The organism is uncultured Brevundimonas sp., from assembly GCF_963974615.1.
Lineage (GTDB): Bacteria > Pseudomonadota > Alphaproteobacteria > Caulobacterales > Caulobacteraceae > Brevundimonas.
On record NZ_CAXBDH010000005.1, the window covers coordinates 147,224 to 170,929 of the forward strand.

Annotated in this window: 23 protein-coding genes and 1 tRNA gene; 12 read left to right on the plus strand and 12 right to left on the minus strand. The window is 68.0% G+C overall.

Annotated features, from left to right (window positions below; genetic code table 11):
• Positions 1–3: 3 nt before the first annotated feature.
• Genes AAC050_RS04970 through AAC050_RS04990 form a run of 5 tightly spaced genes read right to left on the minus strand, consistent with a single transcriptional unit; the run spans position 4 to position 5,608 of the window.
• The gene (locus AAC050_RS04970; RefSeq protein WP_339913953.1) at positions 4–960 is read right to left on the minus strand and encodes a glycosyltransferase family 2 protein; all 957 of its coding nucleotides are present in this window, start codon (positions 958–960) and stop codon (positions 4–6) included.
• The gene (locus AAC050_RS04975; RefSeq protein WP_339913954.1) at positions 957–1,700 is read right to left on the minus strand and encodes a polysaccharide deacetylase family protein; all 744 of its coding nucleotides are present in this window, start codon (positions 1,698–1,700) and stop codon (positions 957–959) included. The genes AAC050_RS04970 and AAC050_RS04975 overlap by 4 nt, the downstream gene beginning before the upstream one ends.
• Entirely contained in the window at positions 1,700–2,638 is a 939-nt protein-coding gene (locus tag AAC050_RS04980) for a glycosyltransferase (protein ID WP_339913955.1), read from the minus strand. The genes AAC050_RS04975 and AAC050_RS04980 overlap by 1 nt, the downstream gene beginning before the upstream one ends.
• Positions 2,635–4,086, minus strand: a complete 1,452-nt coding sequence (locus AAC050_RS04985) for a lipopolysaccharide biosynthesis protein (RefSeq protein ID WP_339913956.1) — start codon at positions 4,084–4,086, stop codon at positions 2,635–2,637. The genes AAC050_RS04980 and AAC050_RS04985 overlap by 4 nt, the downstream gene beginning before the upstream one ends.
• Positions 4,087–4,099: 13 nt before the next feature.
• Positions 4,100–5,608, minus strand: a complete 1,509-nt coding sequence (locus AAC050_RS04990; protein WP_339913957.1) for an exopolysaccharide biosynthesis polyprenyl glycosylphosphotransferase — start codon at positions 5,606–5,608, stop codon at positions 4,100–4,102.
• A 198-nt stretch (positions 5,609–5,806) separates the two neighbouring features.
• Between AAC050_RS04990 and AAC050_RS04995 the strand changes: the two genes are divergently transcribed.
• The 5 genes from AAC050_RS04995 to AAC050_RS05015 all read left to right on the plus strand — a co-directional run bounded on the left by AAC050_RS04995 (position 5,807) and on the right by AAC050_RS05015 (position 11,865).
• Positions 5,807–5,898 (plus strand) — tRNA-Ser (locus AAC050_RS04995).
• A 200-nt stretch (positions 5,899–6,098) separates the two neighbouring features.
• Positions 6,099–7,277: a serine hydrolase domain-containing protein gene (locus AAC050_RS05000; protein ID WP_339913958.1), complete on the plus strand. Its 1,179-nt coding sequence runs from the start codon at positions 6,099–6,101 to the stop codon at positions 7,275–7,277.
• Positions 7,278–8,289: 1,012 nt separating this feature from the next.
• The gene (locus tag AAC050_RS05005; protein WP_339913959.1) at positions 8,290–8,595 is read left to right on the plus strand and encodes an SCP2 sterol-binding domain-containing protein; all 306 of its coding nucleotides are present in this window, start codon (positions 8,290–8,292) and stop codon (positions 8,593–8,595) included.
• 108 nt (positions 8,596–8,703) lie between these two features.
• On the plus strand, positions 8,704–9,912 hold the full coding sequence (locus AAC050_RS05010; RefSeq protein ID WP_339913960.1) for an acyl-CoA dehydrogenase family protein: 1,209 nt from the start codon (positions 8,704–8,706) through the stop codon (positions 9,910–9,912).
• A gap of 174 nt (positions 9,913–10,086) precedes the next feature.
• A complete protein-coding gene (locus AAC050_RS05015) occupies positions 10,087–11,865 on the plus strand; it encodes an ABC transporter ATP-binding protein/permease (RefSeq protein WP_339913980.1) in 1,779 nt (592 codons plus the stop codon).
• On the opposite strand, the gene AAC050_RS05020 is transcribed toward AAC050_RS05015, so the two are convergent.
• Together AAC050_RS05020 and AAC050_RS05025 are read right to left on the minus strand one after the other, a co-directional pair.
• Positions 11,841–12,791, minus strand: coding sequence for an acetyl-CoA carboxylase carboxyltransferase subunit alpha (locus AAC050_RS05020; RefSeq protein WP_339913961.1), 951 nt, complete (start codon positions 12,789–12,791; stop codon positions 11,841–11,843). The genes AAC050_RS05015 and AAC050_RS05020 overlap by 25 nt on opposite strands.
• Before the next feature lie 83 nt (positions 12,792–12,874).
• On the minus strand, positions 12,875–13,780 hold the full coding sequence (locus tag AAC050_RS05025) for a tyrosine recombinase (protein WP_339913962.1): 906 nt from the start codon (positions 13,778–13,780) through the stop codon (positions 12,875–12,877).
• A gap of 134 nt (positions 13,781–13,914) precedes the next feature.
• Here AAC050_RS05025 and AAC050_RS05030 point away from each other — a divergent pair, with 134 nt between their 5' ends.
• Genes AAC050_RS05030 through AAC050_RS05040 form a run of 3 tightly spaced genes read left to right on the plus strand, consistent with a single transcriptional unit; the run spans position 13,915 to position 16,168 of the window.
• Positions 13,915–14,472 (plus strand): shikimate kinase, encoded by a 558-nt coding sequence (locus tag AAC050_RS05030; RefSeq protein ID WP_339913963.1) that lies wholly within the window; start codon positions 13,915–13,917, stop codon positions 14,470–14,472.
• On the plus strand, positions 14,469–15,575 hold the full coding sequence (gene aroB / locus AAC050_RS05035; protein ID WP_339913964.1) for a 3-dehydroquinate synthase: 1,107 nt from the start codon (positions 14,469–14,471) through the stop codon (positions 15,573–15,575). Before AAC050_RS05030 ends, aroB begins: the two co-directional genes overlap by 4 nt.
• Positions 15,572–16,168 (plus strand): GNAT family protein, encoded by a 597-nt coding sequence (locus AAC050_RS05040; RefSeq protein ID WP_339913965.1) that lies wholly within the window; start codon positions 15,572–15,574, stop codon positions 16,166–16,168. The genes aroB and AAC050_RS05040 overlap by 4 nt, the downstream gene beginning before the upstream one ends.
• 6 nt (positions 16,169–16,174) lie before the next feature.
• On the opposite strand, the gene AAC050_RS05045 is transcribed toward AAC050_RS05040, so the two are convergent.
• The gene (locus AAC050_RS05045; protein ID WP_339913966.1) at positions 16,175–16,600 is read right to left on the minus strand and encodes an MliC family protein; all 426 of its coding nucleotides are present in this window, start codon (positions 16,598–16,600) and stop codon (positions 16,175–16,177) included.
• Positions 16,601–16,631: 31 nt separating this feature from the next.
• Entirely contained in the window at positions 16,632–17,093 is a 462-nt protein-coding gene (tadA, locus tag AAC050_RS05050; protein WP_339913967.1) for a tRNA adenosine(34) deaminase TadA, read from the minus strand.
• 12 nt (positions 17,094–17,105) lie between these two features.
• On the opposite strand from tadA, the gene AAC050_RS05055 reads away from it, so the two are divergent.
• The gene (locus AAC050_RS05055; protein WP_339913968.1) at positions 17,106–18,665 is read left to right on the plus strand and encodes a pseudouridine synthase; all 1,560 of its coding nucleotides are present in this window, start codon (positions 17,106–17,108) and stop codon (positions 18,663–18,665) included.
• Between the two features lie 3 nt (positions 18,666–18,668).
• The gene (gene rsmD / locus AAC050_RS05060; protein WP_339913969.1) at positions 18,669–19,232 is read left to right on the plus strand and encodes a 16S rRNA (guanine(966)-N(2))-methyltransferase RsmD; all 564 of its coding nucleotides are present in this window, start codon (positions 18,669–18,671) and stop codon (positions 19,230–19,232) included.
• Here rsmD and AAC050_RS05065 read toward each other — a convergent pair.
• The gene (locus AAC050_RS05065) at positions 19,219–19,803 is read right to left on the minus strand and encodes a hypothetical protein (RefSeq protein ID WP_339913970.1); all 585 of its coding nucleotides are present in this window, start codon (positions 19,801–19,803) and stop codon (positions 19,219–19,221) included. The two genes, rsmD and AAC050_RS05065, sit on opposite strands and share 14 nt — an antisense overlap.
• A complete protein-coding gene (locus AAC050_RS05070) occupies positions 19,800–20,303 on the minus strand; it encodes a sigma-70 family RNA polymerase sigma factor (RefSeq protein ID WP_339913971.1) in 504 nt (167 codons plus the stop codon). The genes AAC050_RS05065 and AAC050_RS05070 overlap by 4 nt, the downstream gene beginning before the upstream one ends.
• Before the next feature lie 93 nt (positions 20,304–20,396).
• Between AAC050_RS05070 and AAC050_RS05075 the strand changes: the two genes are divergently transcribed.
• Positions 20,397–20,714 carry a hypothetical protein gene (locus tag AAC050_RS05075; RefSeq protein WP_339913972.1) on the plus strand — a complete coding sequence of 106 codons (318 nt, stop codon included), beginning with the start codon at positions 20,397–20,399 and terminating at the stop codon, positions 20,712–20,714.
• 48 nt (positions 20,715–20,762) lie between these two features.
• Positions 20,763–21,557, plus strand: a complete 795-nt coding sequence (locus AAC050_RS05080; protein WP_339913973.1) for a MerR family transcriptional regulator — start codon at positions 20,763–20,765, stop codon at positions 21,555–21,557.
• A gap of 31 nt (positions 21,558–21,588) precedes the next feature.
• Here AAC050_RS05080 and mutL read toward each other — a convergent pair whose 3' ends face one another.
• A complete protein-coding gene (gene mutL, locus AAC050_RS05085) occupies positions 21,589–23,460 on the minus strand; it encodes a DNA mismatch repair endonuclease MutL (RefSeq protein ID WP_339913974.1) in 1,872 nt (623 codons plus the stop codon).
• Positions 23,461–23,706 lie beyond the last annotated feature (246 nt).

Sequence of the window (23,706 nt, forward strand, 5' to 3'; positions counted from 1 at the left end):
CGCTCAGGCCGGGGTCGAGGCGTTCAGTCTGGCCAGTTCGCGTGTTCCATAAAATTGCGGCTCCAGACCCTTCATCCAGAACAATTTTCCTAGTCCACGGGCGGTGCGGTCCATAGCGATGGCACGGCGCGGACTGCGGATCAGCAGATAGGTGGCCGCGGCGCAACTCCACGCCAGGGTCTGGGCTGCGCCGATCAGCATCCAGCGCCCCACGGCCGGCCAGTCGCGTCGCGCGGCGGCGGTCTGGCTGGGTCCCTGTCCATAGGCGAAGGCGCGAGCCAGCGCATAGGCCAGGGTGGCCCGGTGCGCCGGCGCGAATTCGTCCGCCCAGGCTTCGGCGGCCCAGCCGAAGCGGCCGCCACGTGCTGCCAGGGCCGCGAACAGGGCGTCATCCTCCCCTCCGGTCTGGTCTGACGCCGTGTCGAACGGGGCCGGGCCGGGCAGGGCGGTACGACGCAACATCAGCGAATTACCACAGCCGTAGGGATGGTCGATCAGACCGCTGTGGACCGGACCACTGCGCCCGAAAAACGCCTCCAGATAGGGGCGGATCCAGTCCGCCGCGTCCGGGGCCTGTCCACGTATGGGGCCGAATACGACATCTGCCCCACAGTTTTCCAGGGCGTCCAGCAGAGCGTGGAGCCAGTGTGGTTCGGCCGCCTCGTCGTCGTCAAGAAACGCGATCAGGGGGGCGTCCGTGGCCTGCAGTCCGGTATTGCGGGCGGTGGCCACCCCGGGCCGGGGGGCATGCCGGTAGAGCAGCGGCCACGGCGAGTCGGCTGACAGGTCGCTGACCGTCGCGGCCGCCGAGCCGAGCGGGTCATTGTCGACCACGACGATCTCCCGGACCCGGTCGGCGACCCTGCCCTGGGCGAACAGGGACAGCAGGGCGCGCCTCAGGCTTTCGGGGCGACGCAGGGTCGGCACGATCACCGCGACGTCTCCGGACACTACGTTCATCGGTCCAGCACCTGACCGACCGTGTGAATGTCGCAGCCCGACTCCCGGGCATAGGCGGCCAGACGATCGAGGGCCTCGGGCGTGCAGCCCCAGGGCGACGGACTGTCGCGAACGTCATGGGTGAACAGGATCAACCAGGCCTTGCGTAGCGCCGCCGCCGCGATCCAGCGCCGCGCCCGCGCCTCGCCGTGGGGGCCCTCGATCCCCACCGCCGGCAGCTGGTTCAGATCCGATCCGTTCAGGACCAGTCCGGACTGGACACCTCGCAGGGAGCCGTAGCGATCTGACAGCACGCTCTTGGCCCGGGGCGAGACCTCACCAAACGGATAGGCGAAATGTTTCGGGTGTCCGCCCAGCGCCGCCAGGGCCGCGACATTGCGGGCACTGTCGTCCACCAGCGTCGCCGCGTCGGCGCGATGGCAGTCGATGTGTCCCGAGGTATGGCAGGCGATCTCGTGACCGCGTTGCGCCAGATCAGTGACCTCGGCGGCATTGGCGTAGCGGCCCATATGCCCGTCCTGATCGAACAGGTCGGTACAGAGATAATAGGTGCCCCGGGCCTCGTGACGCTCGAGGATCGCGCCGGCCGCCGCGGCACTGGCGGGGGCGTCGTCGAAGGTGAAGCTGATCACCGGTCGCTCGAGCTGAAGGCGCACGGGGCGGCGGCAGGTCAGACGCGCATAGCGACGTCGCAGCTTGCCCGCGAGGCTCGGATCGGCGCTGTAGGTCGCGGGGCTCATCAGACCACTCCGGCATAGAGGGCGGCGCGATACAGGCGCAGGGAAAAGGCCCGGGCCCGTATCGGCAGCCAGTGGGTCTCTGCGACCCGCCGCAGCAACGGGCGTAGCATGTCCAGTCCGGGCAGGCGTTTCAGCAACCGCGCCGCCCTGTAGCTGGGATACTGGCTGACGATTTCCGGGTGGTGATGAACCACCCGACCGAAATTCGGCACGGACTGCTCGTACTTGCCGGCCAGTCCGGCGACGGTGTCGAGCCCCATATGGGTGGCGGGATTATCGAGGTGCAGAACCCCGTAACGCGCCGACACCCGCATGGCCCATTCCACGTCCTCCCAGCCCCAGCCGGAGAAACCGGGGTCGAAGGCTTCGGCGGTGAACACGTCACGCCGGACCAGCAGGTTGGAGGTGTAGACGTATTTTTCCGGCTGGCGGGCCCGCGCGTCGAACGGCACGCAGTCGGACCGGGCGGCCATCGCACGGTGCACCGCGAAACAGGCGTCTGTGGGGGCCTGCAGCAGCGAGAAACCACCGAAGGCGACGGCCGGATCCTCTCGCGAGACCAGCGCGGTCCAGTCGCGCAGGAAATGACTGTGGTCGGGCCTCATGTCGCTGTCGAGGAACAACAGGCTGCCGCCGCGCGCGGCCGTGGCCAGACGATTGCGGCCGATCGCGCGGCCCTCGTTTCTGGACAGGGTGATCAGCTGCGCCGGGAGGGCCATGGCCTTGATCAGGGCCCCGAGCCGGGCTGTCAGCTCCCGGTCACCGGTGCCGTCGTCCAGCACGACGATCTCGACCGAGCCATCGACCGGCGCGGCCTCCCTGTCGAGCCGCTGCAGCAGGTCGGTCGGATCGTCCCGCAGGAAGGGGATCAGCACCGACAGGGCCGGGCTTGCGACCTTCCAGCAGGCGTTGTCGAGGATCCTGGCCTGTCGGGTCATGACGTTGCGCTCCGGGTGCGGGCGGTGGCGATCAGCCGGATGGCGACATCGCGGACGCCGGCCGCGTTCAGGATCAGGGCGGCTCCGGCATAGAGGCCGACCCCGGTCGTGGCGTCGAGCGCCAGTTCGCCCAGCCCGCCGATGGACGGCAGGGCCAGAACCCCCACACTCATGATCCCGGTGGCCAGCCCACATCGCCAGACCACGGCCCACGGCACCGGCAGGGCCAGCACGCGCCGGCCGAGCAGGATCGAGGCCGCCAGACCGATACCGAAGCTGATCGCCGTGGCCCAGGCCGCCCCCATGACGCCGAAACGCGGGATCAGCAGCAGGTTCAGGCCGACATTGGACAGCGCCGGCACGGCCATGGCCGCCAGCAACAGGCCTGTACGGTGTCCGAGGGTGAAGGCCTGATGGAAATAATAGGTGGTGACGCCCGACAGCAGGGCTGCCAGCGCGATCCACGGCGTGATCGCCCCGGCCATCGCCCGCAGGTCCTCGCCGATCATCACCTCGGTCAGGGGCCGGGCGACCAGCGCCACACCGGCGGCGGCCGGCAGGCCGATCAGCAGGAAGGTCGAGGCCTGTTCCCGCGCGGCCTGTTGCAGCCGCTCGCCGCCGCCCCGCTCCAGCGCCATGACCAGGGCCGGGGTCCCCGCGGCCCCCAGCCAGATGAACAGCACGTCCAGCGTCCGGTTCGCGAGGCTGTAGCCGGCATGATAGGCCCCGACTGCCGCCTCGTTCATGAAGGCAGCCAGCAGGAACCGGTCGGTCGAGGACAGCACCACGGCCAGGGCCAGCGACGCCGCGATCGGATAGCCGTACACCGCATAGCGCTTCAGCCGGGCGGAATCGGCACGGCCGCCCCGGGCCTGTTTCAGCTCGCCGGGCAGGATGAAGGGCAGGGCGATCAGCGGGGCCAGCATCAGTCCGGCCAGCGGCGCGGCCCCGCCGGCACCGCCCAGCGCGAAGCCGACGCCGATCAGCAGCCCGCCGATGGCCGTGGCCATGTCGAGACGGGCGGCCTTGGTCACCTCCCCGGCGGCGCGGTAACGCTCCATGGCCAATTTGGCGAAACAGCGCACCGGGATCCCGGCCACGCCGACGGCGACGGCGATCTTGAAGGCGGGGTCCATTGGCCACAGCCAGATGGCCACACCGGCGATCGGGAAGAACAGCAGCGTCAGCCGCAGGGCCGCGCGGTACAGGCCGGCGAAATGGTCGGCGAGGCCCGCCCCGGTCTGTTCGGCGGCCCAGAAGCGGGCCATGGCGGCTTCAAGCCAGCTGAACACCGCCACATGGCCCAGGGTCAGGACCGAAAAGGCCAGGGCATAGCGCCCGAAATCCTCGGGACTCAGCAGCCGTGTGAAGATGACGATGGCCAGAAATCCAACCACGCCCTGCACGATATTGGCCGGCAGGTAGCCCCAGACCCCGCGCCAGAACATCAGCTGGCCCCCGTCAACGGACCGTGCGCCGGTCACCCAGCAGCACGGGGATGGTCACGGCCATGATCCACAGGTCCAGCCAGAAGGACTGACGCTCGATATAGTCGACGTCGAGCTGGACCCGGCGGCGCACGTCCTGCGCCGAATGCAGCGGTCCGCGCGAGCCGTTGACGGCGGCCCAGCCGGTCATGCCCGGCTTGATGCGGTGGCGATGGGCGTACTCGGCGACCAGACGCGCCGATTCGATATGGCCGGTCTTCATGCCGATGGCGTGCGGCCGCGGTCCGACCAGCGACATCTCGCCCTTCAGCACATTGAGCAGCTGCGGCAGTTCGTCGAGACTGGTGGCGCGCAGCAGGCGGCCGATGCGGGTGACCCGCTCGTCATCGACCGTGACCTGTCGTGACGCGGTGGCGTCGGCGGCGTCGTGGCGCATTGAGCGGAATTTCCACACCACGATCTCTTCCTGGTTGAAGCCGTGGCGACGCTGGCGGAACAGGGCCGGCCCGGGACTGTCCAGCCGGATCAGCACGGCGATCACGGCCAGGACCGGGGCCAGCAGAACGGCCGCGACCAGACCCACGGCCAGGTCCTGGATGCGTTTGTTGAAGGCGCGGCGGTCATCATCGACCGGTCCGTCCAGCGCCGCCAGCGGCGCGCGGGACAGGCGCTGGACGACCATGGCGTATTCGGTGTCGTCGTTCGGCTCAACCAGCAGGGTGACCTCATTGGGCAGGGTCCGGAGCCGGGCGGTCAGGTCGCGGACCCGCGCTTCGGCCCGGGGGTCGATGGCCAGCACGATGCGGTCGACATAGGGCGTCATGTGATGGGTCAGCAGGTCGTCGGCCCGGCCCAGCACCGGTACCCCTTCGATCGCCCGCGGCGAGCGGGCCATCCGGTCGTCGAAAATGCCCAGCACATTCAGGTCGCGGTGCTTCAGCGCCTCACGGATCAACTGTTCGGCATGGCCGGTGGCCCCGACCAGCACGACATTGGGGGTCAGGGAGCCGGACGCGCGCCAGCGCCCGACCAGATCGCTCCAGCCCATATGCAGGGCATGAAGGCTGATCAGCACCAGACCGGTCCAGACCAGATAGGCCGACCACAGCCCCTGGCCTCCGCGCATCAGGGCGCCGAGGCCGATCACCGTAACCGCCCCTGCAGCCACGATCCCGGAGACGGCGGCCAGATGGATCGGCACACTGCGGGTGCGGACGAAGCGATAGAGGCCCAGCGACCGCATCAGGGCCAGCACGACCGTGGCCCCGGCGACAAAGGGCAGGACCAGCGACAATTCGGCCCGCGCCAGGGCACCCGGCGCGACGGCCCAGGCGCTGAGCAGGGTGATGGCCGTCACCGCCAGCACATCGAAGGCGCGGAAATAATGCACGGCCAGACGCGAGGCGTGGCGCTCCCGCGAATTGAGCCAGACGTCGGGCCGGAAGGGCCCGCGCCGCGCCGCAGTGTCCGTTGGCCGGGACATGGCCCCCGTCGCCAGGGCCTGCAGGCCGGACGCATCCATGACCGCGCCGTCGCCGACGGACGGGGACGGGTTGGCTGGACGGGATCGGCGGGCGGCTGGGGTCATCGGACTCGGGCACAGAAAGAGACCCGGGGATCATGCACGACCGCCCTGACTGTCGCGTTAACGACGACGACCGCCGTCACGCCCGAACCCGGTTGCGCCGCGCCCCGCCCTCCGCTATCTGCAGCCCCTGCCGGAGACGTGGCCGAGTGGCTGAAGGCAACGGTTTGCTAAATCGTCGTACCCTGTAAGGGGTACCGAGGGTTCGAATCCCTCCGTCTCCGCCAGACCTTCCCGAATATCGCGCGCCAAAACCCCCGCTCATCCCGGCACCGCAGGATGACGACAACAGGGTCCCGCCCGTTTGGCTCGCCGAAGCTGACGACATACGCCACGGTTGTGTGCCCCTGTGTCTTGAACTGAGCTGCCCGCAGATCATAGTGTACCGGAAGAACAACACACCGAGGCTCAATCAAAGGATTTTTCCATGCTTTTGAGAACCCTGACGGCGCACCTGTCGATACTCTTGCTGGCCGGCTGTGTCTCCGCAGAGATCACGCCGTCGTCTGTCGAAACTCCGGCCCCCACACGCGCACCGGTCGTGTCCGACGGGCTTGCGGCACAGCACCTTGCCCGGCTGAACCGGAACATGCCCGCCTGGCTCGCGGCCGAAAACGTGCCCAGCGCCGCGGTCGCCTGGCTGGTGGATGGCGAGATCGCCTGGACGGCGACCTGGGGCGAACAGGCCCCGGGGATTCCGGCCAACGACCGGACGCTCTACAATATCGCCTCACTGACCAAGCCGATCGTCGCGGAAACCCTGCTGCGTCTGGCGTCGGCAGGACGTCTGGACCTCAACGCGCCCATGGCCCCGGTTTTTGTTGACGGGGACCTTGCCGCCGATCCCCGGCACAGCCTCCTGACCCCCGCCCTGGCCCTGTCTCATCGCATGGGGTTTTCAGTGAACTGGCGTGGCGACAAGCCCCTCGAGATCGCCTGGGAGCCGGGTTCCAAAGCCTTCTACTCCGGCGAGGGCTACGACTATGTGGCCCGTTATGCCGCGCTTGCGACGGGAACGCCGATGGAGGCGCTGGCCCGGGAAATGGTGTTCGCGCCGGTCGGCATGACCGACACCTGGTTCCGGCCCGATCCGGCATGGGAAGGCCGGGTGGCCATGGTGCGGGGACCGGACGGTACCCTTCGGCTTCCCGACAACAGCCCGCAGGGCAGTGCGGCAGACAATGTGCACACCACGATCCGGGACTATGCCCGCTTCGTGCGCAGCGCCATGCAGGGCCAGGGCCTGACGCTCCCCATCCGTGAGGCGCGGGGACGCATCTACGATGATCAGGTGGCGATGGCCTGCCCGCCAGGCATTATTCCAGCGGACCTTTGCCCCCGACATACCGGCTACGGGCTGGGGTGGATGATCTATGAGACCGCGGACCAGCGGCTGTTCATTCACAACGGCAAGGGCTGGGGCGAAAACACGTTTGCGATGTTCGATCCCGACCGGCAGACGGGCGTGGTCGTGTTCACCAGCGGCGCTTACGGACGTGCCGTGATCAGCGATGTTCTGAAACTGCTTGTCGACAATCCGCAGCTGAACGCCCTGGTGGCGGCCGAGGCCGCGTTTGAAAAGCGGCGGCTTGCGAGCAGCCAGTAAGATGGCCTGAGATTTCGGACGGTACCGGCACGACAGGTCTGCTCCGCCCCCGCTTATCCCTACGCAGGCGGAGACCCAGGTTTGCGCCGCGCCTCCCGTCCTTCTTCCCTTGCGGGAGAAGGTGGCTCGCGTAGCGAGACGGATGAGGGGGATGCATCCGCCGCGCCCCGACAGCCGATTTGACCCTGACAGCCCCCCTCTGCTTTCGTCATCCCGGGGGCGCGTAGCGAACCCCGGGACCCAGCGGCGCGCGATAGCGCGATCTGTTCAGGCAGGGACCGGCCCCACGTCCTTCTCCCCTCGAGTCCCCCAAAAGCTGTCGTCATTCTGCGGCGCTCGCAGAGCGACCGGAGAACCCAGCGGCGCGGTCGCGTCAGCGATCGCGAAATCTGTCCACCGCATCGTGCGGACCCTTTCGCGCTGCCGCGCGCCGCTGGGTCCCGGGGTCTGCGCGGCTGCGCCGCTTGCCCCGGGATGACGAAGGCGGGGAGGATGCGAGGTATGCGCGCACAATCCGCCTGATTCCTCTCCCCAATCCCTTGCCCCGCACCACCTTCCCCATTTCTCCAGCCCAATCACCCGCCCCGGTCCAGCCCCATGCCATCCTGCCTGCGTCCCGTCGCAAGGAAGGGCCGCCTGGCCTGCGACCTGGTGTGCGGCGGGAGTGGAGAAGCGGGGTCAGGGGTGCGGGGGATACGCATCCGGTCCGGGGACCGGGTCACAGGCCCGGCCCGCCCGTCAGGGGCGCTGCGGTAAGGCGTCAAGAGCGCCACCGGACGCAGGCTCCTGAAAACTCGCCACGCGGAGCGTCAGTCTTCGTCGAAACGGTAAAATCAAAGCACACCGGGCGAAGGCCCGGCGCTCCGCCTGCCCTTCCATTCCCGCCGCCGGTCCGGCGCGGCGCGTCGCCGTGCCCGCCGGCAATCAGATATGACCCAACTTGACCTCGGGTGATCTTGGCACCGGGGCGGGGGCGGTCTAGGTCTGGGGTTCAATCCTCAGGAGACATTCCATGGCTGATCTGGCTCAGGTTACCGAACACATCCGCGGCGCCGTCGGCGACGATTCCGGTCTCGGCAAGACCGTCAAACTCGACCTCGGTGATGTCGGCAAGATCTATATTGATGGCGCGTCCAGCCCCAATACCGTGACCAATGAGGACAAGCCCGCCGACGCCACCGTCTCGATGAGCTGGGAAGACTTCATGGCGCTGTCGGACGGCAATCTGGATCCGATGATGGCCTTCATGCAGGGCAAGCTGAAGATCGCCGGTGACATGATGATCGCCCAGAAGCTGGCTCCGCTTCTGAAGCGCTGATTTCGACCCGCCGCCCGCTGCGGGGGGCGATCAACCGCCACAGGCGGTGAGGGCCGGGCCCCGGCGTCGCCGGGGCCGCGGTCGTCGTCGTCCGGAAGGATGAATGCCATGGACTTCAAGCCCAGTGATCGCGCCCTTGACTGGCAGGAGCGGGTCCGCCGCTTCCAGGACGATCGGGTCCTGCCGCGCCAGACCGAATACAAGGCCCAGGTGCGTGAGGATGCGACGCGCCAGCCGCCGGTGATGGAGGAACTGAAGGCCGAGGCCAGGGCCGCCGGACTGTGGAACATGTTCCTGCCCGGCGAGCACGGGGCCGGGCTGACCAATCTCGAATATGCACCCCTGGCCGAGCTGATGGGCCGGGCCCTGTGGTCGGCCGAGGTCTATAACTGCGCCGCCCCCGACACCGGCAATATGGAGGTGCTCCATATGTATGGCGACGCGGCCCAGCAGGCGCGTTGGCTCAAGCCCTTGATGGACGGCGACATCCGCTCGGCCTTCCTGATGACCGAGCCCGAGGTGGCCTCCTCGGACGCCACCAACATCCAGACCCGGATCGTGCGCGACGGCGACCACTATGTGATCAACGGCCGCAAATGGTGGTCGACCAACATGGCCCACCCGAACGTGGCCGTGTCGATCGTCATGGGCAAGACCGACTCTGAGGCCGCCACCCACGCCCAGCAGTCGCAGATCATCGTGCCGACCGACACGCCCGGCTTCCGCATCGACCGGATGCTGTCGGTGTTCGGTTATGACGAGGCCCCGATCGGTCATGCCGAGGTGGTGCTGGAGAATGTCCGCGTCCCGGTCGAGAACCTGATCGCCGGCGAGGGCCGCGGTTTCGAGATTGCCCAGGGGCGGCTTGGCCCGGGCCGTATCCACCACTGTATGCGCGTGATCGGGGCCGCCGAGGTGGCGCTGGAGCTGATGTGCCAGCGGCTGCTGAGCCGCACCGCCTTCCGCAAGAAGCTGGCCGAACATTCGGTCTGGGAACAGCGCATCGGCGAGGCCCGCACCAATATCGAGATGTGCCGCCTGCTGGTGCTCAAGGCCGCCTGGATGATGGACGAGGCCGGGGCCCGGAACGCCAAGTCCGAGATCGCCCAGATCAAGGTCGCGGCTCCACGCATGGCGCTGAAGATCATCGACGACGCCATCCAGGCCTTCGGTGGAGCCGGGGTTTCCAGCGACACCCCGCTGGCCGAGACCTATGCCATGATCCGCACCCTGCGCATCGCCGACGGTCCGGACGAGGTCCACAACCGCACCATCGCCCGGCTGGAATATGCCAAATACGGCGGTCGCGGCGGCTGATGCCCGCCACGTCGGGCCTTTCGGTCCGGTGCGGCGCAGTCCATATGACGCCGCATGACGATGCATGGTGATCGCTCCGGACGTCACCGCAGTGACCCCGGGGTCGCAGTGGCGACCGGGGATTCTGGACTGAAGCCCGAGGGCCCGTCGACGTTTCAGGCGCTGGCCGACCTGATGCGGCTGGTCGGGCGCTCGAACGCGCCCCGGCTGAAGCTGCGCCTGATCGCCGCCGTGCTGCTGACCCTGGCAGGCAAGGCGCTGGGCGTTCTGGCCCCGCTGGTGCTTGGGGCCGCCGTCAATTCGCTGGCTGCGGGGCAGGGCACCGCCGTGGCCGTCGGCTGGGGCTTCGGGGCCTTCGCCGTGGGCTGGGCCCTGGTGCGTCTGCTGTCCTCGACCGCGCCGCAACTGGCCGACGTCGTGTTCGCGCCGGTGCGCTCCGCCGCCCAGCGCCGGGCCGCGACTGAAACCTTCGCCCATGCGCTGAGCCTGTCGCTCGACTTCCACCAGACCAAACGTTCGGGCTCGCTGTCGCGGACCATGGATCGTGGCGCGCGCTCGGTCGACTTCCTGCTGCGGATCCTCGCCTTCAACCTGGTCCCGACCGGGGTCGAACTGGTACTGGCCGCCGGGGTGCTGGGGGCCCGCTATGACTGGCGTTTCGGGGCGGTAGCCGTGGTCGTGGTGCTGGTCTACACCGCCTCGACCTTCGCCCTGTCGAACTGGCGGCTCGAGCATCGCCGCACCATGAACACGGCCGATACCGAGGCCGCCGGGGTCTCGGTCGACGCTCTGCTGAACTATGAGACGGTCAAATCCTTCGGGGCCGAGAGCCGTTCGGCCCAGGTCTATGACCGGGCGCTGGGCGACTACACCCGGGCCGCGCTGAAGGCTAACAGCTCCCTGGCCCTGCTCAACACCATCCAGGCCGGGATCATGAACCTGGGCCTCGGCGTCATGGCCGTCATGGCCGGGTTCGAGGCCGCCGCGGGTCGCATGGGCCCGGGCGACGTTATGGCCGCGGTGCTGATCATGATCTCCCTGTACGGGCCGCTGAACATCCTCGGCTTCGCCTATCGCGAGGTGCGCCAGTCGTTCATCGACATGGAAGAGATGCTGAAGGTCACGCGCCAGACTCCGCAGGTCGCCGATGCGTCCGATGCGGTGGCTCTGGAGAAGGACACCACCCACCGCGGCGGGACCATCGCCTTCGAGGGGGTCGGCTTCCGTCACGACGCCCGGACCAGCGGGCTGGAGGACGTCAGCTTCACGGCCCTGCCGGGCACCACGATCGCCCTGGTCGGACCGTCCGGGGCCGGCAAGTCGACCATCGTCAAATTGGCCCTGCGGCTGCTGGACCCCCAGCAGGGACGGGTGTTGATCGACGGCCATGACGCGCGTCAGGTCACCCAGGCCTCCCTGCGGGCCGCGGTCGCCCTGGTGCCCCAGGACGTGGCCCTGTTCAACGACACCATCCGCGCCAATATCGGCTTCGCCCGCCCTGATGCCGACGAGGCGGCGATCTGGGCCGCGGCAGAAGCGGCCGAGCTCACCACCTTCCTCGGCGACCTGCCCGAGGGACTGGACACGCGCGTCGGGGAGCGTGGGCTGAAATTGTCAGGCGGTGAACGTCAGCGCGTCGGCATCGCCCGGGCCCTGCTGGCCGATCCCAGTATCCTGATCCTTGATGAAGCGACCAGCGCCCTCGACAGCCGCACCGAGGCGGCGATCCAGAAAACGCTGCGCCGGGCCCGGACCGGACGTACGACGCTGGTGGTCGCCCACCGACTGTCGACGATCGCCGATGCTGACCAGATTCTGGTGCTCAAGGCCGGACGGATCGTCGAGCGGGGCACGCACGAGGAATTGGTGGCCCGGGTGGGCGGAGAATATGCGTCGCTCTGGCGCAAACAGACCCGGGGTGGTCGCGGTCAGCCGTTGCGGCCGATGGCGTAAAAACGATCGGCCCGGGCCTGACGCAACTGATCGGGCGACAGACCCGCCAGGGCGGCCAGTTCCTCGCTCAGCGCATCGCCGACCGCAGAAATCGCCGCCTTGTGATCCGTGTGCGCCCCGCCGCAAGGTTCGGTGATCAACCGGTCCACGATCTTGAGCCCGATCAGGTCGGGCCCGGTGATCTTCATGGCCATGGCCGCGTCGCGGGCCCGGGCTCCGTCGCGCCACAGAATACCGGCGGCCCCTTCCGGCGAAATCACCGAATAGATCGAATGTTCCAGCATCAGCACACGGCTGGCCGCGGCGATGGCGATGGCTCCGCCCGACCCCCCTTCACCGGTGATGGTGGTGATGGACGGAACGCCGAGCGTCAGTCCGCGCTCGGTCGAACGGGCGATGGCCTCGGCCTGACCGCGTTCCTCGGCACCGAGACCTGGATAGGCTCCGGCCGTGTCGACGAAGGTGAAGACCGGCAGGCCGAAGCGCTCGGCCAGATCCATCAGACGAACCGCCTTGCGATAGCCTTCTGGCCGGGCCATGCCGAAATTGTGGGTCAGACGCGAGTCGGTGTCATTGCCCTTTTCCTGACCCAGGATGACCACGGCCTCACCTTTGAAGCGAGCCAGACCGCCCAGAATAGCCTGATCGTCGCCATACTGGCGGTCCCCGTGCAGCTCAACGAAATCGGTGAACAGCCCGTCGATATAGTCCGACAGGTGGGGCCGTTGCGGGTGGCGAGCCACCTGGGTCTTCATCCAGGGGTCGAGCGAAGCGTAAATCTTCGTCCGCAACTGTTCGGCCTTGCCGCGCAAGCCCTCGATCTCGGTCTCGAACGAACCCGATGTCGTCGACAGCAGGCTCAATTCCTCGATCTTGGCCTCCAGGTCGGCGATCGGCTTTTCGAATTCGAGATAGTGGGTGGCCATGAAGGCGTCCGGACAGCTGGTGCGCAAGGCACCGGGGAGGCGGCGGAACCTAGTGGCCCCGGTGCCGGTGAGCAAGCGGCGGATCAGTCGTCGCGTGCCAGCGGGTGATTGCGACGCACCGCCTGGGTGAGCCGGTCGACGGCCACATGGGTGTATATCTGGGTCGTGGCGATGTCGGCATGACCGAGAAGGGTCTGGACCACCCGGAGATCGGCTCCGCCTTCCAGCAGGTGGGTGGCGAAGGCATGACGCAGCACGTGCGGGCTGACCCGGGCCGGGTCGATCCCGGCGTCTACTGCCGCTTGGTCCAGTAGTTGGGCGAACCGCCGCGGGGTCAGTCGGCCGCTGGCCCCACTCGAGGGAAACAGCCAGACACTGTCGGGTGCACCGGGGGTACGCCGTGCGTCGCGAACCTGAAGCCAGGTCCGGACGGCCTCGCGGGCGGCGGGGTTCAGCGGGGCGAGACGCTCCTTGCCACCCTTGCCCCGGACAATCAGGAAGGCGGGATCGCGCCGGACCGCCTCGACCTTCAGCCCCAGCAGTTCCGACACCCGCATGCCCGAGGCATAGGCCAGCTCGACCAGAGTCACCATGCGCACACCGGCCGCGCCGTCCCGGGCTGCTGAGGCCCGAAGCAACCGGTCGATTTCGTCGCGGGACAGGGTGCGCGGCAGACTTCGCCCCTGTTTCGGAGCGTCCAGCCGGCGCGACGGATCATCGGGACGCCAACCCTCAGCGAGGGCGAAGCGGTAGAATTGCCGGATCGACGAGCGTCGCCGTGCTGCGGTCGCCGCAGACAGACCCCGTGCCGCCAGTCCGCTGAACCAGGCCTCCACGCTAGTTTCGTCGGCATCCATCAGGCCGCCGGAGGCGGTAAGGGCGCTTTCGGCATCGGCAAGATCGCGACCATAGGCCGAGAGCGTATGGGGCGAGGCATCTCGCTCGACCGCCATCATCTCCAGAAAGGCCTCGACCTGTGGAATGCTCATCAATTCGTGGGAGCTGCACCGACGGCGGACCTTGCGGCCACCGGGGTTGATGTAGAGGGTGAAGCCATCATGTCGGCCTGTCTGTCCCTTCCCGAAACTTGTGTCTGCCTGTGTCGCCGTCCGGAAGGTCCGGCATGAGCGATGTCGTGGCGATTCCGGTTCACCAGCGCACCATAGCCCTGGTCGGGTTGATGGGGGTGGGAAAATCCACGGTGGGACGTCGGCTGGCCCGGCGTCTGAACCTGCCGTTCGCTGACGGGGATGTGGAAATCGAGGCCGCAGCCCATATGTCCGTTTCGGACATTTTCGGACAACTGGGTGAGCCGGAATTCCGTGCCGGAGAGGCGCGGGTGATGAAGCGCCTGCTGCTGGGACCGCGGCTGATTCTGGCGACCGGAGGAGGAGCGATTCTGAACCCGGACACGCGAGATCTGATGAAAGCCCGGGCGACCACGGTGTGGATGCGGGCAGATCTCGATGTGGTGGCGCAGCGGGTGCAGCGCCGCGATACCCGGCCGCTGCTGCGTGGTCGGGATCCTGTTGAGGCGCTGAGAGCCATGGCCGAAGTCCGCTATCCTCTCTATGCCACGGCCGATGTCGTGGTCGACGTTGCCGGCGGCGGTCACGCCGATGCGGTCGAGGCGATCGTTTGCGGACTTGAGGCCTTCGGGGCCGTGGAGACGACCAGGTGAGCACCACGATCGCTGTGTCCGGTCACGGGTTCATCCCCTACGAGGTGGTCGTCGGCCGTGGTCTGCTGGACCGGTTGGGCGAGCGAATCAGACCGCTGGTGCCGGGGCGACTCGTGGTCATCAGCGACGAGACGGTCGCCGCGATTTATGGCCCGGCGGCGCTGGCATCGCTCGAAGCGGCCGGACTGAAAGCCAGAATTCTGACAGTGCCTCCGGGCGAGGCGTCAAAATCCTTCGCAGAGCTGGAACGGGTGATCGACCGGCTGCTGGCCTATGAGCTGGATCGCAGGGATACGGTCATAGCCCTGGGCGGTGGGGTTATCGGTGACCTCGCCGGGTTGGCGGCGGCACTGTACATGCGCGGGATCGACTTCATCCAGGTGCCGACGACGCTGTTGGCCCAGGTCGATTCCTCGGTGGGGGGAAAGACCGCCATCGACACGCCGCGCGGCAAGAATCTGGTTGGTGCATTTCATCAGCCGCGCCTGGTGGTGGCCGACATTGACGTGCTGGCGACCTTGCCTGACCGCCAGTTGCGCTCGGGCTGGGCCGAAGTACTGAAGCACGGCCTGATCTGTGATCGGCCCTTTTTCGACTGGCTGTTGGGTGATGGGGCTGTGGGGGCTGCGGGCGATCCCGCGGCACTGGAACGGGCCGTGATTCGCTCGGTGGAGATCAAGAGCGCTATCGTCGGCGAGGACGAACGGGAAGCGGGGCGACGGGCCTTGCTGAATCTGGGACACACCTTCGGTCATGCGCTGGAGGCGGAGCTGGGCTTCGACGAAACCGTGCTGACCCATGGCGAGGCGGTGGCGCTGGGGTGTGCCCTCGCTTTCCGTTTTTCCGTGACCCTGGGGCTGTGTCCAGCGGAGGACGCCACGCGGGTTGTGGCCGGACTGGCGGCGGCAGGCCTGCCGACGGAGCTCGTCACGGCCGGAACATTCGCCGCCGGGGCGCTGGTCACTCGCATGGCCGGAGACAAGAAGGCGGAGGGTGGGCGACTGACACTGGTATTGGCGCGAGGGATCGGCGCGGCCTTTGTCCAACGCGATGTCGATCCGGAACAGTTGCTGGCCTTTCTGCGCGAACAGGGGGCCTCGTGAAGCTGGAGGCAGTCGTTCTGGAGAATGCGTTCGTCCGGCTGGAACCGTTTCGCCCGGAGATGGAGACCGAGGTGCGGGCGACGCTCGACTGCGATCCGGCCTCGTGGGACGTGATGGTCGCAGCGGCCTATGGACCTCATTCGGCCGGCTGGTGGTCGGCGGCGATGATGGCGATGGCTGGCGGGACTCGTATTACCTGGGCGGTCCGACGCAAAAGTGACGGGGCGCTGGTCGGCACCACCAGTCTCTATGAGATACGACCGGAGCACCGACGTTGTGAAATCGGATCCACCTTCTATCGACCCGAGGCGCGGGGCGGCGCGATCAATCCGGCGTGCAAGCGATTGCTGCTTGGTCATGCGTTTGATGCCAGGGCCGTGCGGGTCGAGATCATCACCGACGCGCTGAACCCGGGCAGCCAGGCTGCGATCCGCAAGCTGGGGGCGCGGGACGAAGGTGTGCTGCGCAAGCACAAGATCACCTGGACCGGGCGGGTGCGGGACACGGCCCAGTTCGCCATCCTGGACGAGGATTGGCCGGGAGTGCGGGCGCAACTGGACGCGCGTCTGGCGCAGTTCGGTCAGCGGGACTGAGGTCGGTCAGTCGATCGCCCGGCAATCGGTGATCGGAAGTCCTTCTGCGGTCCAGCTGGCCATCGCGCCCTTGCCGCGCAGTTCATAGCCGCTGGCGCGATACCAGATGCCGTCGGCGGCGCGTTCCTGGTGCAGGTCCACGGCGATGCCGCTGGAATTACGCACGGTGGCCATCATGCGTGGGTTGTCGAAATCCACCGACAACCGTTCCCCGTTGTTGCAGAGATAGAATGCGCGAACGGAGCGGTTGAGCACGCCGTCCTGCCGTTCAGCCCCGGTGAGGTGCCGCGCGGTCTGCTGGGCCAGAGCCTTTTCCTGTTCGGACCGACTGGATCGACTGTCAGACGATTCAGCCCGGGAACGCCCGTCACAGGCCGCCACCATGAGCAGCATGCTGATCATGCAGGACAGGTGGACGGGTGAGAACTTCATCAAGGGTCTCCGACATTATCATCGACTGGTTCTAACGGGCGGGTGCGGCGACCGTTCCTGTGCGGCGACGGCGAAAGAAATTACGCAACAGGGTCGCGCCCTCGTCAGCCAGGACTCCGCCTTCGGTGCGGGGTTTCCAGTGACAGGTCGGCAGGTCGAAGACCCGGGCTCCGTGAATGACTGCGCCGCCCTTGGGATCGTCGGCTCCCCAGACCACGCGGCCGATTCGCGCATGGCTGATGGCCCCGGCGCACATGGTGCAGGGCTCAAGCGTCACATAAAGCGTCAGATCGGTCAGACGGTAATTGCCCAGAGCCAGGGCGGCGGCGCGCAGGGCGACGATTTCAGCGTGGGCCGTGGGATCATGGGCCCCGATTGGACCATTGCTCCCGCGAGCGATCACGGTTCCGGAGGTCTCATCGACCACGACGGCCCCCACGGGCACCTCTCCGGTGTCCGCTGCCGCTTGCGCAAGGTCGAGTGCCATGCGCATGAACCGCTCATCATGGTCCGCCATACAGACGACAACGACAAGAAGCCCCGCCCCCGTCAAGATGACCGGGCGCGCAAATCCAATTCCGACCCCGCCACCAGCGGTCCACGGTACTCGGTCGCAAGGCCGAGGATCGTTGACGAGCGGCCGGAACGGCCCGGCGGCAAGGGTGCCTTCGCCAAGGACGGCCCCCGCAAGGACGGTTCGCCCCGCAAGGATGGACCGCGCAAAGACGGCAAGGAGGCCAAGACTCCGGCCGAACCCAAACGCGCCGAGCGGATCGCCAAGGCGATGGCCCGGGCGGGGATCGCCTCGCGCCGTGAGGTCGAACGACTGATCGGTCTGGGCAAGGTGGCCCTGAACGGCAAGATTTTGGCGACCCCGGCGGTGCTGGTGACGCGCGACGACGTCATCACCGTCGACGGCAAGCCGATCGGCTCTGCCCAGGCGACGCGGGTGTGGCGCTATCACAAGCCAGCCGGTCTGGTGACCTCGCACAATGATCCGGGTGGCCGTCCGACTGTGTTTGATGCCCTGCCGGGGGGGCTGCCGCGGGTGATTTCGGTCGGGCGACTGGATCTGAACACCGAAGGCCTGTTGCTGTTGACCAATGACGGCGAGCTGAGCCGGGCGCTGGAACTGCCGACCTCGGCCCTGGTGCGCCAGTACCGGGCCCGGGCCCGGGGTCGCGTCACCCAGGACCAGCTGGACAAGCTGCAGGACGGCGTCACCGTCGATGGGGTCCGCTACGGTCCCATCGACGCCAGGCTTGAAAAAGCCAAGGCGCTGGGCGAGGGCGAGCGCGCCGGTGCCAATCTGTGGATCGGCGTTTCGATCACCGAGGGCAAGAATCGTGAAGTCCGCAAGGTGCTGGAGTCGCTGGGTCTGACCGTCAACCGGCTGATCCGCCTGGCCTACGGGCCATTCCAGCTGGGTACCCTCGCGGTCGGTTCGGTCGAGGAGGTCGGTCCGCGGGTAATCCGCGAGATGCTGTCCGAGCACATCCGGCCGGAGAACCTGCCGCAGGGCAATACAGTCTCGACCCCGACCCCGGTGCCGGGACGGCGCAACAATGCCCCGATCGTCAAGGGCAACTCCGGGTCGGCCATCTCCGATCCGTCGCGCAAGCCCAGCCGAATCCGCGCGGCCCACGATGCCGCGACCGAGGGCAGCGCCCGGGCCGAGACCGGCAAGCGTCCGGCCAAGAAGGCGGGCTGGGCCAAGGCGGCACCGCGCACCGCCGCGCCGCGCAAGACCTGGAAGCCGCGCGAGGGCGAGGACGACAGGCCCAAACATTTCTTCAAGGCCGGGACCAGTCCGTCCGCGCCTGAGGGCGAGCGGCCCAAGCGGGTGTTCAAGCCGCGCGAGGAGCAAATGATCGGGCCCAAGGGAACGTCGCGAGGCCCTGGTGATCGCCCGACCCGCAGCTTCGCTACACGTGATAGTGCTGCCCCACGCGGTGCCGACGGTCCCAAGCGCGACTTCAAGCCCCGCACCGGACCGCGCCCCACCGGCGGCAAGCCGACCGGACCGCGTCCGGGTGGTCCCCGCGGACCCCGCTCGGGCGGCTGATCTGTGCGGATCGTCGCCGGGGCCCTGAAGGGGCGCGCCCTCGTCGCGCCGGAGGGACAGGGCACACGGCCGACGTCCGACCGGGCGCGGCAGGCGGTGTTCAATGTTCTGGAGCACGCGGCCTGGGCCGGGCCGTTGGTTGGGGCGCGGGTGCTCGACCTGTTCGCGGGCTCGGGGGCCTTGGGCTTTGAGGCGATTTCGCGCGGCGCGGCCTTCTGCCTGTTCGTCGAGATCGACGATGCGGCGCGCGGGGCCATTCGCGAGAATGTCGACACCTTCAGCCTGTTCGGCCAGACCCGGGTCCATCGGCGCAGCGCAACCGATCTGGGCGTACGCCCGGGCTCGGCGGGTGAGGTGTTCGATATCGCGTTTCTCGATCCTCCTTACGGCAAGGGACTCGGCGAGCAGGCGCTGGCGCGGCTGGTCGAGGAGCACTGGCTGAAGCCGGGGGCCATCGTCGTGTTCGAGCGTGGCGCGGGCGAACCCGAGATCGAGACCCCCGGCTACGAGCGACTGGATGCCCGCGACTATGGCGCGGCGCGGGTATTGTTCCTCAGGGTTCAATAGGGGGCTCGTCACGGAGCGCCTCGAGCGTGGCTGAATGGATTTTCATGCGGTCGCCGCAACGACGCGCGTGCCGCAGGTAGAAGCCGATGCAGACAGCCAGACCGGCCGTTATTGCGATCAAAAGGGCTTCGGAGGGGCCCCTTGACGGGTCCAGCATGGTCATGCTGGCCACAAAGGCGAAGGCGGCCACACTGTTGGCGACGCCGGCCCAGGCCCAGCGCCGCCCGTGCCGCGCCTGGGCGATCGCGGACAGCAGGACGGCCTCGGGTGTTTCGGTCAGGACGCCCGGATCGCCGCGCCGGGACCACAGGGTCATAGCCACCGCGAATCCTGTGAAAGCCAGGGCCGCGACGGCAATGGACCAGGGCAGGTCCCGCGCCAGTAGAGCCCAGACGAGGACGCCGATAACCACGGCGGCCCCGGCGATTTCTCCGACGAAATTCAGACGGGCCAGACGGTCCCGTCGCAGGACCGTTCTGATCAATGCGGGATCCAGGCCGGGTCCGCTCCGGGATGTGTCGACCCATGTCCGGGCCAGATCAGACCAGTCGTCGGGTGTGGGAGTCGTCATGACGGTTTCTCCGGATTGAGCGCCTCGCGCAGCGCGGCCTTGGCGCGCGTCAGACGGATGGAGACGGTGTTGGCGTTCAGTCCCAGCATCTGGGCGATCTCGGCGGGAGTGAAGCCTTCGAGGGTCAGCATAGCGGGTTGTCGCAGGGACAGGGGCAGGGCGCGAACTGCGGTCGTCAGATGGTCCTGCATGTCGCGCTGCTCGACGGTGTCGTGGGGTGTCGGCCCGTCGAAAGGTGCGGCCTCATCCAGCGGTTGACGGCGCGGTTCGGCGGCTTCGCGGGCCACATGGGTCACGGCACGGTTGTGGGCCACGCGGGCGATGAAGGCACGGACGGGGGCCTCACCGCGATAGCGGGGCATGGCCCGCCAGACGGCCAGCAGGATGTCCTGCTCGAGTTCATCGCGACGCTCGCGGCCGGCCTCATAGGTCGAGGCGATCCGGCGCAACATTGCCCCGTGCTCGGCCAGCAAGGCTTCGAATGTCTGGTCGCGTCCCAAGCGGTCTCCAAAAAAAATGAACGTCGGGATGAAAGACTCCGCTCCCGGGAGAGACTTTCAGATCAGGTGCCAATAATTTGAAAGGGGTTCACCATGACAACGCAAATCGAAACCGCAAAGCCGGGCCTGCTCAACAGGGGGAAGGGGTTCCTCTGGTCCCTGGTGATGTTGCTGGTCGTCGCGGCGGTGTGCGGCTGGGTCGCGCTCGGTATCGGCCTTTGGATGGATGTGAGCCGGGGAACCCGCTTCGTTCTGGCCGTGGTTGCCGCGCTCTCGACCGAGGCCCTGTTCTGGACCGTGGCGGCGGCACTGGGCGTTTCGGTACTGGAGGCCCGCAAGCGCATCTGGCGGCGGATTACCGGGCAGGACCAGGCCGCGACCGGGACTGTCGGGTCGGATGGCGTGGTTTGAAAAACAACGCTTGACCCTGACGCGGCGTGAGGCCCGATAGGGATGTCCATGCGGAACGATGCGAGCCTCAGAACCTATACCGTCAGCCAGCTGGCGCGGCTGTCCGGAACTTCGGTCCGGACCCTGCACCACTATGACGAGATCGGCCTGCTGAAGCCCGCGTCGGTCGGCGAAAATGGATATCGCTACTATGGACGCGAGGAGATGCTGCGATTGCAGCAGATCCTGTTGCATCGGGAGTTCGGCCTCGCCCTCGGCGAGATCGGTGCCCTGCTGGACCGCGTCGGCCACGATCGTCTGCAGATGCTGCGTGAGCAGCGGGCGCGGATCGAGGGGGAAGCGGACCGTTTTCGCCGACTGGCCCGGACGATCGACCGCACGATCGCCGAACTGGAAGGACGTGACAGCGTTATGGACAAGCAACTCTACGAGGGCTTCAGCCCGGAAAAGCAGGCCGAACACGAGGCCTGGATCATCGATAGATACGGCGAGACGGCGCGGGAGCGGATCGAGTCCGGGCGGGCGGCGATGGCGGCGATGTCGCCGGAACAGCGCGGCGACTGGATGGCCGAGGTGGCGGGGCTGGAGGGCGATTTCGTCCTGGCGATGCAGGCCGGTACGGCGGCCGAGGACCCGGCTCTGGACCCGATTCTGTCCCGTCACCACGCCTGGGTCGAGCGGACGTGGAAGGCACCCCCGACTGCGGCTGCCTATGCTGGTCTGGGACGGCTCTATGTCGACAATCCCGAATTCAATGCCCGTTACGAGGGGCTGAATCCGGGGCTGGCTGCGTGGATGGCGGCAGCCATGGCGGCCTATGCCGCCCGGGCGCTGGCGGACTGAGGTCGGGGGTGTCCCGCCCGGCGGGGCACCCTCAACGCCGCCCGAACAGTTTCTCGAGGTCATTGAGCTTTAGCTCGACATAGGTCGGGCGGCCGTGGTTGCACTGGCCGGAGTGGGGCGTGGCCTCCATCTGGCGCAGCAGGGCGTTCATCTCGGGGGCCGAGAGCACGCGCCCGGCGCGGACGCTGCCGTGGCAGGCCATGGTGCCGCACACCTCGCCCAGCCGTTCGCTGAGGGCCAGGGCCGCGCCGTGTTCGGACAGGTCATCAGCGATGTCGCGGATCAGGCCCTGGACGTCGGTGTCACCCAGCAGGGCCGGGGTCTCGCGTACCAGCACCGCGCCGCCGCCGAACGGTTCGACGATCAGACCCAGGGCCGCAAGTTCGTCGATCCGGGCGACGACGCGCTCGGCCTCGGCCGGGTCCAGCTCGACCACCTCGGGCGTCAGCAGGGCCTGACGGGCCACCGAACCCTGGGCCATCTGCACCTTCATTTTCTCATAGACGAGGCGTTCGTGGGCAGCGTGCTGGTCGACGACGACGAGGCCGTCGCGGGTCTGGGCCACGATATAGGTGCCGTGCAGCTGGGCCCGGGCCGCGCCGAGCGGGAAGTCAACGGGGTTGGGTCCCGGACCGGCGGTCATCAATGGTTGATCGGTGAACGATGGCCCCCCCTCAAACCGGGCCGAGCGCTCGTTGAGGCCGGGGATGACGCCGGTCACACTCGTCGTCGGGGGCGGGGTCGATTCCCAGCCGGTCCAGCCGCTGAAACCGGCGGCCGAGGGTGAGGACGGGCTGTACGCCGACGGGGTTCCGCTGTGGGCCTGGAAGCCGGCGAGGGCGTCGGCGGCGACCGTGGTCGAGGCGCGGTGTCCGGCGGCGTGCAGGGCGTGACGCAGGCCGCCGACGATCAGGCCGCGCACCATGGCCGGGTCGCGGAAGCGGACCTCGGCCTTGGCCGGATGGACGTTCACATCGACATAGAGGGGGTCGACCTCGAGGAACAGGACGGCGGCCGGGTGGCGGTCGCGAGCGAGGAAGTCGGCATAGGCTCCACGCAGGGCCCCCTGCAGCAGCCGGTCCTTCACCGGGCGGCCGTTGACGAACAGATACTGGTGGGCGGCATTGCCCCGGCTGTAGGTGGGCAGGCCCGCGAAGCCGCTCAGGCGGACCCCGTCGCGTTCCTGATCGATCAGCAGGGCATTGGCCTCGAAATCGCGGCCCAGCAGGGCGGCGAGGCGTTTGAGGCGACCTTCGTCGCCGGGGTGTTCGGCCGGCAGGCGCAGCGTGGTCTTGCCGTCGAGGTCGAGGGTGAAGGCGACCGTCTCATGGGCCATGGCCTGGCGTTTGATCTCTTCCGAGATGGCCATGGCTTCGGACCGTTCGGACTTCATGAATTTGAGCCGGGCCGGGGTGGCATAGAACAGGTCACGGACCTCGACCCGGGCCCCGTGCGGGCCGGGGAAGCCGGCGGGGGCGACCGGGCGCTGGTCGCCGCCCTCGACGGTGACGGCCCAGGCCTCGGCCGGAGCGGCCCCGGTCTCAGGGCGGGCGCGGCTGGTGATGGTCAGGCGGGCGACCGAGCCGATCGAGGGCAGGGCCTCGCCGCGGAAGCCGAGGGTCGAGATGCGCAGCAGGTCGACGTCGCCGGCGTCGTCAGCCTCGAGCTTGGAGGTGGCGTGACGCTCGACCGCCAGGGCCAGTTGGTCCGGGGCCATGCCGTGACCGTCATCGGCGATCAGGATGCGGGTCAGGCCGCCGCCGTCGGCCTGGATCTCGATGCGCGCGGCCCCGGCGTCGAGCGCGTTCTCGACCAGTTCCTTGATGGCACTGGCCGGACGTTCGACCACCTCGCCGGCGGCGATGCGATTGACGGTTTCGGGGGGGAGGCGACGGATGGGCATGGGATTCGCAAGGATAGGCGGTTGTCGAGGGCGGGGCGAGGGGAGAGTGATCACCCTTCTCCCCTTGCGGGAGAAGGTGGCCGAGCGCAGCGAGGTCGGATGAGGGGTCATACCGGTGGAGCCGGTGACGGGCCATCGGCGGTCGTTGACTCATGCCGCCAGGGAAACCCCTCATCCGTCATGCTTCGCATGCCACCTTGTGTGTTGATCGTCTGATAGTCTGGCTTTGATCCGGGATGCCCGTCT